This is a genomic window from Pseudomonas sp. GM49 (assembly GCF_000282355.1).
Taxonomy (GTDB): domain Bacteria; phylum Pseudomonadota; class Gammaproteobacteria; order Pseudomonadales; family Pseudomonadaceae; genus Aquipseudomonas.
Window position 1 is genome coordinate 1 of sequence record NZ_AKJL01000086.1, and the last position, 10,782, is coordinate 10,782.

Annotated in this window: 13 protein-coding genes; 6 read left to right on the plus strand and 7 right to left on the minus strand. The window is 61.2% G+C overall.

The features are described 5' to 3' along the window. Window positions 1–430 precede the first annotated feature (430 nt). Both PMI29_RS20985 and PMI29_RS20980 read right to left on the minus strand, forming a co-directional pair. Entirely contained in the window at window positions 431–1,747 is a 1,317-nt protein-coding gene (locus PMI29_RS20985) for an ATP-binding protein (RefSeq protein WP_007995956.1), read from the minus strand. After that, window positions 1,744–2,484, minus strand: coding sequence for a response regulator (locus PMI29_RS20980; protein ID WP_007978356.1), 741 nt, complete (start codon window positions 2,482–2,484; stop codon window positions 1,744–1,746). Before PMI29_RS20980 ends, PMI29_RS20985 begins: the two co-directional genes overlap by 4 nt. A gap of 306 nt (window positions 2,485–2,790) precedes the next feature. On the opposite strand from PMI29_RS20980, the gene PMI29_RS20975 reads away from it, so the two are divergent. The 3 genes from PMI29_RS20975 to PMI29_RS20965 all read left to right on the plus strand — a co-directional run bounded on the left by PMI29_RS20975 (window position 2,791) and on the right by PMI29_RS20965 (window position 4,721). Beyond that, on the plus strand, window positions 2,791–3,054 hold the full coding sequence (locus PMI29_RS20975) for a DUF2790 domain-containing protein (RefSeq protein ID WP_007987700.1): 264 nt from the start codon (window positions 2,791–2,793) through the stop codon (window positions 3,052–3,054). Window positions 3,055–3,102: 48 nt separating this feature from the next. Next, a complete protein-coding gene (locus PMI29_RS20970; RefSeq protein ID WP_007995957.1) occupies window positions 3,103–3,357 on the plus strand; it encodes a hypothetical protein in 255 nt (84 codons plus the stop codon). 146 nt (window positions 3,358–3,503) lie between these two features. Further along, a complete protein-coding gene (locus PMI29_RS20965) occupies window positions 3,504–4,721 on the plus strand; it encodes a cytochrome c biogenesis protein DipZ (RefSeq protein WP_007995958.1) in 1,218 nt (405 codons plus the stop codon). A gap of 17 nt (window positions 4,722–4,738) precedes the next feature. Here the strand turns inward: PMI29_RS20965 and PMI29_RS20960 are convergent, their stop codons facing one another. Together PMI29_RS20960 and PMI29_RS20955 are read right to left on the minus strand one after the other, a co-directional pair. Beyond that, window positions 4,739–5,200 carry a GNAT family N-acetyltransferase gene (locus PMI29_RS20960; RefSeq protein ID WP_007995959.1) on the minus strand — a complete coding sequence of 154 codons (462 nt, stop codon included), beginning with the start codon at window positions 5,198–5,200 and terminating at the stop codon, window positions 4,739–4,741. Between the two features lie 76 nt (window positions 5,201–5,276). After that, window positions 5,277–6,254: an AraC family transcriptional regulator gene (locus tag PMI29_RS20955; protein WP_007995961.1), complete on the minus strand. Its 978-nt coding sequence runs from the start codon at window positions 6,252–6,254 to the stop codon at window positions 5,277–5,279. Between the two features lie 180 nt (window positions 6,255–6,434). Between PMI29_RS20955 and PMI29_RS20950 the strand changes: the two genes are divergently transcribed. Both PMI29_RS20950 and PMI29_RS20945 read left to right on the plus strand, forming a co-directional pair. Then, window positions 6,435–6,704, plus strand: a complete 270-nt coding sequence (locus PMI29_RS20950; RefSeq protein ID WP_007995963.1) for a DUF4242 domain-containing protein — start codon at window positions 6,435–6,437, stop codon at window positions 6,702–6,704. Window positions 6,705–6,748: 44 nt separating this feature from the next. Continuing rightward, window positions 6,749–7,561: a class I SAM-dependent methyltransferase gene (locus tag PMI29_RS20945; RefSeq protein WP_007995965.1), complete on the plus strand. Its 813-nt coding sequence runs from the start codon at window positions 6,749–6,751 to the stop codon at window positions 7,559–7,561. 141 nt (window positions 7,562–7,702) lie between these two features. Here PMI29_RS20945 and PMI29_RS20940 read toward each other — a convergent pair whose 3' ends face one another. Next, window positions 7,703–8,089: a DUF488 domain-containing protein gene (locus PMI29_RS20940; RefSeq protein WP_007995966.1), complete on the minus strand. Its 387-nt coding sequence runs from the start codon at window positions 8,087–8,089 to the stop codon at window positions 7,703–7,705. A 2-nt stretch (window positions 8,090–8,091) separates the two neighbouring features. Continuing rightward, on the minus strand, window positions 8,092–8,814 hold the full coding sequence (gene pcsA / locus PMI29_RS20935; RefSeq protein WP_007995968.1) for a phosphatidylcholine synthase: 723 nt from the start codon (window positions 8,812–8,814) through the stop codon (window positions 8,092–8,094). 260 nt (window positions 8,815–9,074) lie between these two features. Here pcsA and PMI29_RS20930 point away from each other — a divergent pair, with 260 nt between their 5' ends. Beyond that, on the plus strand, window positions 9,075–9,791 hold the full coding sequence (locus PMI29_RS20930) for a tellurite resistance TerB family protein (RefSeq protein ID WP_007995970.1): 717 nt from the start codon (window positions 9,075–9,077) through the stop codon (window positions 9,789–9,791). 159 nt (window positions 9,792–9,950) lie between these two features. On the opposite strand, the gene PMI29_RS20925 is transcribed toward PMI29_RS20930, so the two are convergent. Further along, window positions 9,951–10,625 carry a DUF3313 domain-containing protein gene (locus PMI29_RS20925; protein WP_007995972.1) on the minus strand — a complete coding sequence of 225 codons (675 nt, stop codon included), beginning with the start codon at window positions 10,623–10,625 and terminating at the stop codon, window positions 9,951–9,953. Window positions 10,626–10,782 lie beyond the last annotated feature (157 nt).

Genomic DNA, 10,782 nt, shown 5'->3' on the forward strand with positions numbered 1-10,782 from the left:
GGGGGGGGGGGACGCCAATCTGCTCTTCTGTGGGAGTGAGCTTGCTCGCGAAGAGGCTGGCACATTCAATAAATATGCGGCTGATACACCGCCTTCGCGAGCAAGCTCGCTCCCACAGTTTGATCTTCAGTGAGCGGGAATCCTGCGGCCGGCCAAAATACCTGTGGGAGCGGGCTTGCCCGCGAAGAGGTCGGCAAATTCAATAAAGATGCGGCTGATACACCGCCTTCGCGAGCAAGCCCGTTCCCACAGTTTGATCTTCAGTGAACGGGAATCCTGCGGCCGGCCAAAATACCTGTGGGAGCGGGCTTGCCCGCGAAGGCTGCCTTCCAGCTGACCAATTTCTACCGAATGTACTCGGTCCAACTGTGGGAGCGGGCTTGGTCCGGGCGGCGTTCCGACGATGGCTGCCTGACAGCCGACGATTCTTTTACGGCTGCACTGGCAATCGTAGCTCCGCACACAACCCGCCACCCTCACGATTGCTCAAGGTCAACGACCCACCAATCGCTATCGCCAGTTGCTGGGCAATCGCCAGCCCCAGCCCGGTGCCTCCGGTGCTGCGGTTGCGGGAGTTTTCCACGCGGTAGAACGGTTCCATCACTTGCTTGAGTTCTTCCTCGGCAATCCCCGGGCCACGATCAAGGATCTTGATCGACAGGTTGCCATCGGCCTGTTTTTCCACCCGCAACTCGGCAGCACCGGCAAACTTCAATGCGTTGTCCGTCAGGTTGACCAGCACCCGGCGCAAGGCGTGTGGGCGGGTGTCGATGACGGCTGCACTCTTGCCTTCGAGCCGCACGTCCTTGCCCATGTCCTGGTAGTCGAACACCAGGCTGTCGAGGAACGAGTCGAGGTCGGTGCGGCGGCTTTCTTCGGTGGCGCCGTGGATGCTGCGGGCGTAGGCCACGCCTTCGCGTACCAGGTGTTCCATCTCGCCCAGGTCGTTCCACAGTTTGTCTTTTTCGCTGGAGTCGTCCATGAACTCGGCGCGCAGTTTCATGCGGGTGATCGGGGTTTGCAGGTCGTGGGAAATCGCCGCGAGCAATTGCATGCGTTCTTTCAAGTACGCAGCGATGCGTGCCTGCATCGAGTTGAAGGCCTTGGCAGCGTGGGCGACTTCGGTCGGGCCTTTTTCGTCCAGGAGCACGGGATGGGCGTTGGGGTCCAGGGTTTCGACGGCACCGGCGAGGCGGGTGAGGGGGCGGATGGCGATTCTGACCGCCAGCCAGGAGCAGGCCAGCATCAGCGCAAGTTGTCCGAGCAACACGATGGGCAACCAAGGTGACAACGGGACCATTGCGGGGCGCACGTCAATGGTCAGCGGACTGCCATCCGCCAGGTTCAAGTGCACTTGAAAATGTTTTTTCGGCCCGGGGATGTCGGTAAAGGTCATCGGGTAGTCATGGCCGATGGCGTCCTTGATCGAGGCGATGGCAATGGGCGCATCGGGCATGTCGGTGCTGATGGGGGTGCCCGGCGAACCCTCATTGAGCAGGTAACTGTAGTTGCGCCGTTCCAGTTGTTGCAGCCAACCGGCCCGCTCTTCGGCGGGCAAGCGGTCGAGGATGGCAATGGACGTGGAAACATCGGTTTCCAGGTTGCCGAGCATGGTGTTTTTCGAGGATTCGTAGCGCTCGTAATACTGCGCGCCGAAGGACAGCGCCTGGGCGAGGATCAGGCCGATCAGGAAAATCAGCGACAGCCGCGAGGCCAGGGTACGCGGCCAATGCAGCGCCTGCGTCATGATTGATCGCCCAGGATTTCAACCGGCAGGGAAAATACATAGCCTTCGCTGCGCACGGTCTTGATGTAGGCCGGTTCGCGGGCGTCGTCCAGTAGGCGCTGGCGCAGGCGACTGACCAAAAGATCGATGGAGCGGTCGAACAGGTCGGCGTCGCGGCCCTGGGTCAGGTTCAGCAATTGATCACGGTTGAGCACCCGTTGCGGATGGTCGAGAAACACCCGCAGCAATCGATATTCGGCACCGCTCAGGGCCACCATGGTGCCGTCTTCATCGAGCAGGTGACGGGCCGAGGTGTCCAGGCGCCAGCGGCCGAAGGCCAACAGGCGACTGGCTTCGGTCACCACCAGGTTCGGCGGCAGCATGCGTGTGCGCCGTAGGACCGCATTGATCCGTGCCAGCAGTTCACGGGCAGCGAATGGCTTGACCAGATAGTCGTCGGCGCCCATTTCCAGGCCGAGGATGCGATCGGTTTCATCGTTGCGCGCGGTGAGCATCAGCACTGGCGTGGTCTTGTGTTTGCCAGCGCGCAATTCGCGGCAGAGCAGCAGGCCATCGTCCCCCGGCATCATGATGTCCAGCACGATCAGGTCCACCGGGGTGGTTTCCAGAAACGCGCGCATCTGCCGCCCATCCGCCACGACGGTGGTGCGCAGGCCGTTCTTCTTCAGGTAATTGCCTACCAGCTCGCGGATTTCGCGGTCATCGTCAACGATGAGGATGTGATCAACGTGATCCATTGGGCCAAACCTCTGATAAATGGGGATTGCCACACAGTCTATCGAGCCCGGGCGGGCTCGCCTGCCGCCCTTTGTATTGCAGTGTATCTGGCTTGCCTGCGGATACACACGAAGGCAAAAAAGCCGGTTTTCAGCGGTTTTGTATTGCTGTGTATCCAGGCCCCGTTCTGATACGAACCGATTGATTCGCGCCGATTCCCGACACAGACGAGATACCTCGCAGGCTTTTAATAGGTTCCATCGAGGCAAACCAGACTGCCTCGGATCAACCAACGATCAACCTGTTGAAGCCTTGAGGAACTCGCCATGAACACCAAAGCCATCTACGCCGCTTGCCTGTTTGCCGCCCTGAACATCTGCACCCTGTCGGCCCGCGCCGAAGCCGATGTCGCTCCCAAAACCTACACCTATGGCACCCAACTTGACATCAAGAAAGTGGTGTCGCTGACCGAGGACACTACACCTTCCTGCGGCGTGGTGAATGCGCGGCTGACGTACCTCGATTCCCAGTCCAACCGCCAGGTGCTGGATTACCGCAAGTTGGCTGACAACTGCAACTCGGAAAACTGAGTGTTGCGATCAATCACCGCTTAATCCATTTGAAACAGGAAGACCATCATGAATAACGTTACCCGCTACCTGACCGCCATCGCCTTTGCCGTCGCCGGTGCGGCAGCCCATGCCAACGCCGCTGTCGAGCAAAGCGCCTGCGCCAGCAACACCTGCTTCCAGCTCACGCCGGTGGCAGAGAAGGGCACCCAAGGCTTCCTTGCACAAGACGGTTCCAGCCGTACGCCGCAAGGGCAGATGCTTGCCGAGAACGGTTCCAGCCGCACGCCTCAGGGGCAGTTGCTGGATGAACAGACAGCTTGAAAACACCTCAATCCACTGTGGGAGCTGGCTTGCCAGCGAAGGCGGCCTTGCAGGTGACATCTCTATTGAATGTACCGGCCTCTTCGCGGGCAAGCCCGCTCCCACAATGATTGTGTGTCGCCCTCTGATTTGTCTTAGGTGATCCCATGTTACTCATCGCTTTCCTGGGCGGCATACTGACCGTCCTCAGCCCGTGCATCCTGCCGGTCGTGCCCTTCCTGTTTGCCGGTGCCGACCGCACACGCTCCTCGATCCTGCTGACCCTCGGCGGCATGGTCCTTACCTTTGCCCTGGTCTCCAGCCTGGCCGTGGTCAGCACTGAGTGGGTGATACAGGCCAGCAACACCGGCCGCCACGTCGCCCTGTTCGTCATGGTGCTGTTCGCCCTGTCGCTGATTTCCGTCCGGGTCGGTGACTGGCTGGCTCGTCCTTTCGTGCTGCTGGGCAATCGCATCGACCCGGACTCGCGCAAAATGTCCGGACCTCTGGCTTCGATCTTGATTGGTGTCGCCACCGGGCTGCTTTGGGCGCCGTGCGCCGGACCGATCCTCGGGGTGATTCTCACCAGTGCCATGCTGCAAGGCGCGAACGCCGGCACCAGTCTGCTGCTGGTGGCTTATGGCGCGGGCAGTGCGTTGTCCCTGGGCACGTTGATCTTTGCCGGTCGTGGCCTGGTCAATCGCTTGAAACCGTCGATTCCGGTCACTGGCTGGTTGCGTCGGGGCGCCGGGGTTGCGGTGCTGGCCGGTGCGGCGGTGATCGCCACGGGGGCCAATGACCTGTTGCTGGTCAACACCTCATCGCAAGGTGTCAGCCGTGTGGAGAAAGGCGTGCTGGAAACCGTGCCGAAAGTCGTCGATTACCTGGTCAGCAAGGTCAAGGCCGACAGCGCCATGGACAACGCCCAAGGCGCCATGCCCTCGCTGTCCGGCGCGGTGGACTGGATCAACTCACCGGCACTGACCAACGAAGCCCTGAAAGGCAAAGTGGTGCTGGTGGACTTCTGGACCTTCGACTGCATCAACTGCAAGCACACCCTGCCGTACGTGAAGGACTGGGCGAAGAAATATGAAAAGGACGGACTGGTAGTGATCGGCGTGCACACGCCTGAATATGGCTTTGAACGCATCATCGACAACGTCAGGGCCAAGGTGAAGGAATACGGCATCACCTACCCGGTGGCGATCGATAACAACTACGCGATCTGGCGCAACTTCGACAACCAGTACTGGCCGGCGCACTACCTGATCGATGCCAAGGGGCAGGTGCGTTACACCCACTTCGGTGAAGGCAGTTACGACACGCAGGAGAAAGTGATCCAGCAGTTGCTGGAGGAGGCCAAGGCCAGCGCGCCAGCGGCTTGAACCATTCGATCAATGGCTCACAGGTCTCGCGCCATGAGCCATTGATCTTTTTCCCATGCCTGAAAACGCTCCTGCACAACCCAACCGCGCCTGGCGTAATAAGCGCTCTGGTCCTGGGTGTGCAGGTAGATCCTCTTCTCGCCGTTGGCTTTGGCTTGCGCGCAAATCCCTTCGATCAAACGCTCCGCCAAGCCCTTGCCGCGTGCCTCGGGAGTGATGAACACACAAGCGAGCCAGGGCCCCAGATCCGGGCGATGGGTCAGGTCAGCCTTGGCCAGCGCTGCACCGCCCAACAGTTCGTCATGGTCGAGGGCGATCAGGCACTTCCAGTCGCCGTTGTCTTGGCCTTCGGCGAATTCCCGTTGCCAGTCGGGCAGGGGCTGTCCGGCGTATTCGTAGTGGAACTGCCGGTGGATCCACGAGGCGAATGTATTGCTGTGCTGCATATGTCGAGCAAGCCAGTCCAGGCGGGGTGCCATGTGATGAGTCCTTTCAGAGTTCAGTCGCAGGGTAGCGAGAGTAGCGGGCCTGGGCGGTGCTGTCGCCCCTGTCGGTTCAGCGACTGCTCAAGTGATTCGAGGCCGCCTGACCGCGCCGCCACGCTGCCGGCGGCGCACCAAATTCGCGACGGAAGGCGCGGCTGAAGGCGGTATCGGTCTGGTAACCCACTTCTTCGGCGATCCGCGTCAATGAACTGTTGCTGCTGCGTAACAGATTAGCGGCCAGCAGCATGCGCCATTGCGTCAGGTACTGCATCGGCGACATCCCCACCAATTGCTGGAAGCGTTCGGCCAACACCGATCTCGACGTGCTGGCGGTGCGTGCCAGTTCGTCCAGTGTCCAGGCGTGGCAGGGTTTTTTGTGCAAGGCATTGAGGGCGGCGCCGACAATCCGGTCGCGCACACCGGCCAGCCAGCCTGTGCGCCCTTCGCCCTGTTCGTTCATGTACAGGCGCAACACTTCGATGAACAGCACTTCGGCCAGTTTGGCCAATACCCCTTCGCCGCCGGGGCGGGGCGAGCGGGCTTCGGCGAGGGCATAGCGCACGGAGGATTCCAGCCAGATACCGGCGTTCGAACCGCGCACATTGACCCGCACCACAGCGGGCAATCCCTTGAGCAATATGCCCGCCAGGCGCGTGTCGCACGCCAGGTAGCCGCACACCAACCGGGTGACCGCGCCACCTCCGCCGTAGCTCAGTTGCCGGGGCCGTCGTGCCAGCACCGCATCCAGTCGCGCACCGCTGGCAGGGGGCAACCCCGGTCGGGAGCACATGCGATGGGCGTCACCCTGGGGGAAGATCACCACGTCGCCAGCACTCAGGAGCAGCGGCGGGTCATCGCCCAGTTCCACGTAACACTCGCCCTCGGTGATCAGGTGAAAGATCACCACCCGTTCCGCATCGGGCTCCAGAAACGGCGCCGCCGTATCGGCGCTGGGCGACTGATAGCACCAGGGCGCGGTGAACCGGGCATTGATAAAGATCGCGCCGACCAGGTGCACGACGCGCAGGGTCTGTGACAGAGCGTCCATTGGGGTTTCCCCGTGGGAGGGTTCCTGATTGTGAGCGCGCCGGGGCGCCGTGTGGAATCTCCGGACGATCGGGCAGGCTTGGGCGACGATCGGGCAGGACGCCAGCCCCCGTCAGGACGATAGTTGGTTCACAGGGTCTGTGCCGGCCCTGCCACCCACAACAAGAAAAGAGAGGTTGCCATGCCGAAGTTCGTCATTGAACGTGAGATCCAGGGCGCCGGAGCTCTGTCGGAAAGGGATTTGAAAGCCGCTTCGCAAAAGTCCTGCCGGGCGTTGCGTGAGTTGCCGGAGGTGCAGTGGCTGCAGAGTTATGTCACCGGCGACAAGCTCTATTGCGTGTACATCTCGCCGAGCGAGGCGCAGATCCAGGAGCACGCCAGGATCAGTGGTTTTCCCGCCAACCGCATTTCCCAGGTCATGAACATCATCGATCCGACGACGGCGGAGTAACCGCGACCGGACCCGATTCGTGTTTCAACCCAGAGACCGTCTCCATGAGTACACCCATTGATCTGACTGCCTTGAAAAACCGCCAGATGGCCTCGTGGGCCAGCGGTGACTACGCCGTGATCGGTACTACCTTGCAGATCGTCGGCGAGCAACTGGCCGAAGCCTGCGACCTGTTGTGCGATGAACGCGTGCTCGATGTTGCCGCCGGCAACGGCAACGCGACACTCGCTGCGGCGCGCCGTGGTTGCCAGGTGACCTCCACCGACTATGTCGCTGCCTTGCTGGAGCGCGGCGAAGAGCGGGCCCGGGCAGAGCGCCAGAACGTCACCTTCCAGGTTGCCGATGCCGAAGCCTTGCCGTTCGCCGATGCGAGTTACGACGCCGTACTGTCGACCTTCGGCGTGATGTTCGCGCCGGACCAGCCCAAGGCTGCCGCAGAGTTGGCGCGAGTCTGCCGCCCGGGTGGGCGGATCGGCCTGGCCAACTGGACGCCGGAAGGCTTCGTCGGCCAGATGTTCAAGACCCTGGGCCAGCACCTGCCACCCCCTCCAGGTGCAAATCCGCCCTCACGCTGGGGCAACGAAGCCTGGCTGCACGAGCATTTCGACGAGCGTGAATTCCTGCTCCAGGTGACGCGCCGCACGTTCAATTTCCGCTATCGCTCGGCGGCGCATTTCATCGACACCTTCCGCGACTGGTACGGACCGGTGCACAAAGCCTTCGCTGCACTGCCCGCAGATGGCGCCAAGGCCCTGGAGACCGACCTGACCGAGCTGATCAACCGGATGAATCGGGCGGGCGACAAGTCGCTGGTGGTGCCGAGTGAATACCTGGAGGTGGTGATCACGCGGCGTTGAAGGGCCATGCATAACTCCCTTGTAGGAGCGAGCTTGCTCGCGATGGTCGATAACGATTACGCGTGATTTCTGGATGCACGCGGTGTTTTTGAGTCCATCGCGAGCAAGCTCGCTCCTACAAGGGGGCAGTGTTCAGACAAGCTAAATAACCTTCGCCCCCCGCGCCTTCAGCAACTCGCGCAACACCGACCGATGACAATGCGCTTCATCCTCGCAATAACACCCCACGGCCAGGGACGTCTGATGGGACAGTGCGGCCAGCAGGTCAAGCATCTGACTGGCAGCGGGCTGGCTCATCTCGGCCTTGAACTTGCGCCGGAACACCTCCCAGGCCCTGGCATCTTGCGCGGCCTTGGCTTCGGCCACCAATTGCGCACTGGGCGACAGCAGCGGCTGCCAGACATCATAAAAATCCCGACGGGCGAATTCGGCTTTCGGTACGCCACGGGGAGGGCGGCGCACCGTGCCCAGGCGTAACCCTTCGTCGGGGCGACGGGGTGATCCGAGTTGAACGATATGGACCGCCATGGCTACTTGAGCCGCGATTCGTCGATCCACTCGAGTGCCGTACGCCACAAGCAAATGCCCAGGAAGTACGCCGACATCAGCAGCCACAGCCCCATCACCAACGGGTTGATCAGCGGGTGGTTGAGCACCAGCGACAAGCTGCACAGCAACCAGATGGCCGTCACCGCAATGTTGATCGGCATGAATCGGCGCACGCGGAACGGATGCAGGAATTTCATCCGGGTCACGGTCAGCAGGGCCAGGCCAATGACCGTGACGAAAGTGATCCACGGTGACGGGGCGATGATGTAAAGGCACAGGGCAACCACGTTCCAGGCGGCGGGGAAACCCTGGAAGTAGTTGTCTTTGCTTTTCATGTTGACGTTGCAGAAGCAGAACAGCGACGACACCAGAATCAGCGACACGCTCAGCAGCAAGGTGTAGTCCGGCAACGGGATGTAGCGATAGATGAACAGTGCCGGGATAAACACATACGTCAGGTAATCGATCACCAGGTCGAGGATCGAGCCATCGAAGCTCGGCAGCACCGACTGCACATTGACCTTGCGCGCCAGTGCACCGTCCAGCCCGTCGACGATCAGGGCGACACCCAGCCACAGCAGGCAATGGGTCGGCTGGTTATCCAGCAGCGACAGGGTGGCCAGGAAAGCGGTGACCACGCCGGTGGCCGTAAAGCCATGGGCGCCCCATGCTTTGAGTCTGGCGATGTACAGGGTTGAAATCACAGGGGCGTTCTCCAGTAAATGAAGCAAGCCAGTTATCACCCCGTGTACAGGGGCGGTGGCAAACCGGGTCGGGTTGCAGGTATCGACCGGGTATCCGGGAAGAAGGTTCACCACCTATGAATCTTAGCTGCGCCGGCAAAAAATACCCCGGATAAATCCGCGGTAGCGAGGGCGCGTCAGCCCAACGGTGCTGGCACATTCGCCGACGGGGGCTATCGTTGCCTGACTGGATGAACCCCCTGCAAAAGAGGACAAGCGTCATGAATACCAGCGATCTGCTCGAACAATTATTGCGCGCCGGTCAGGGCTCGATGGCGCAACAGGGCGGCGCTGGCGCGTCGGCCCAGGGCGGGCTCGGCGACCTGGGTGGATTGCTCGGCGGCTTGTTGGGCGGTGGTGCTGGTGGCGGTGGAGCAGGGTTGGGCGGGTTGCTCGGTGGTTTGCTCGGCGGCGGTTCGCCGATGGGTGGTGCACCACAAAGCCGATCCGGTGGCGGTACCCGTTACGCAGCGCTGGCGTCCCTCGGCATGATGGCGTTCCAGGCATACCAGGCCTGGCAGCGCAGTCAGGCGTCGGCACCGCAAGAAGCGCCGCGCACGGTGGACTTGCTGGCTGGCCCTGAGGCCGAGGAGCACAGCCATGCAATTCTGCGGGCATTGATTGCGGCGGCCAAGGCCGATGGCCGGATCGATGACGCCGAGAAGCAGATGATCAGCACTGAAATCGGCCGTCACACTGACGATCCGCAATTGCAGCAATGGCTGGACGACGAGGTCGCCAAGCCACTGGACGCCAATGAAGTCGCGCAGTCGGCGACCGACCCTGCCATGGCCTCGGAGATGTACCTGGCCAGCGTCCTGCTGGTGGATGACCAGCAGGACGCCGAGCGTAATTATCTGGATGAACTGGCAGCGGCGTTGCAGATCGAGCCGCAGCTGCAATTGCATCTGGAGCAGCAGGCCAGGGGCGGTGCCTGAAATGGCATCGGCGGCAGAAACGTAACGCCCCCGTGGGTGGAGCGGTACAAGTCTCGGCAGGTGATCACCACCGGGATGCGCCAGCGGGTCGGGATGAAAAAACAGCTCAGGCCGGACTTCATGTGGCGAGGGAGCAAGCTCCCTCGCCACAAGAGCGTGTTACTTCAGGAACGCCTGGAAGTCGGTACCCATTTTGTCGATCGCCGCCTTGAAGTCCTTGGCGGTAACCTTCTGGCTCTCATTTTCCAGGGCGGTACCAAACACCTTGCGTACCACTTTGGCCACGGTCTGGTTGCTCTTCGCGTCGATGAACTCGGCTTCGATGAACAGGATGGTTTCCTGGTCACGGTGACCGGTGGCTGCCTGTGTTGCCCCGACTACGGCTGCGATGGGGACCACTTCATACCACTTCATGCCTTCGTTTTCGGCGCTGACCCCGGTAATCGCCGCACGCATGATCAGGGACCGGGAACCCGCCGGTGCGGAGGAGGAATTGGACACTACGCGGTACTTCTGGCCCAGTGTGGTCTTGGCCTTGTTGGTCATGTAGTTCTGAATGTCGGCCAGCGTCTGCTGGTTGACTCGCTCATTGGGTTTGGGCGCTGGATACAGTTCCAGTTTGTTGAACACCACGGTGTCATACGCATTCGCGTTCCACGAAGGGCTGACCCAGCGCATCGCGGTTCCGCCGCTCGGCGTCTGGACTTCCTGCAGGTTGTTGTAGTTGGACAGGAAGCCTGAATATTGCGCCTTCTCAGTGACTTTCGAGGTGCAACCGCCTAGTAACAGACCGGCCAGCGTGGCGCCGACAAGCAGTTTTCGGGACAGATTCATAGTGGTGTGTACTCCTTGGATGAAATCGTCGTTCTTACGTTTACAAGACATCAGAAGCGCCAGGTCATGTTCCCGGCCAAGGCTTGAATCCAGGCGTTGTCGAATTGACCGGAAATTCGATTGCCCGATACGGTTTTTGCCTGGTCAACCGGCATGT

Excerpts from the sequence above, each read along its gene's own strand:
- PMI29_RS20965 (WP_007995958.1), top strand. The coding sequence starts at position 3,504 with ATGTTACTCATCGCTTTCCTGGGCGGCATACTGACCGTCCTCAGCCCG.
- PMI29_RS20945 (WP_007995965.1), top strand. The coding sequence starts at position 6,749 with ATGAGTACACCCATTGATCTGACTGCCTTGAAAAACCGCCAGATGGCC.
- PMI29_RS20970 (WP_007995957.1), top strand. The coding sequence starts at position 3,103 with ATGAATAACGTTACCCGCTACCTGACCGCCATCGCCTTTGCCGTCGCC.
- PMI29_RS20980 (WP_007978356.1), bottom strand. The coding sequence starts at position 2,484 with ATGGATCACGTTGATCACATCCTCATCGTTGACGATGACCGCGAAATC.
- PMI29_RS20950 (WP_007995963.1), top strand. The coding sequence starts at position 6,435 with ATGCCGAAGTTCGTCATTGAACGTGAGATCCAGGGCGCCGGAGCTCTG.
- PMI29_RS20975 (WP_007987700.1), top strand. The coding sequence starts at position 2,791 with ATGAACACCAAAGCCATCTACGCCGCTTGCCTGTTTGCCGCCCTGAAC.
- PMI29_RS20930 (WP_007995970.1), top strand. The coding sequence starts at position 9,075 with ATGAATACCAGCGATCTGCTCGAACAATTATTGCGCGCCGGTCAGGGC.
- PMI29_RS20940 (WP_007995966.1), bottom strand. The coding sequence starts at position 8,089 with ATGGCGGTCCATATCGTTCAACTCGGATCACCCCGTCGCCCCGACGAA.
- PMI29_RS20985 (WP_007995956.1), bottom strand. The coding sequence starts at position 1,747 with ATGACGCAGGCGCTGCATTGGCCGCGTACCCTGGCCTCGCGGCTGTCG.
- PMI29_RS20925 (WP_007995972.1), bottom strand. The coding sequence starts at position 10,625 with ATGAATCTGTCCCGAAAACTGCTTGTCGGCGCCACGCTGGCCGGTCTG.
- PMI29_RS20955 (WP_007995961.1), bottom strand. The coding sequence starts at position 6,254 with ATGGACGCTCTGTCACAGACCCTGCGCGTCGTGCACCTGGTCGGCGCG.
- PMI29_RS20960 (WP_007995959.1), bottom strand. The coding sequence starts at position 5,200 with ATGGCACCCCGCCTGGACTGGCTTGCTCGACATATGCAGCACAGCAAT.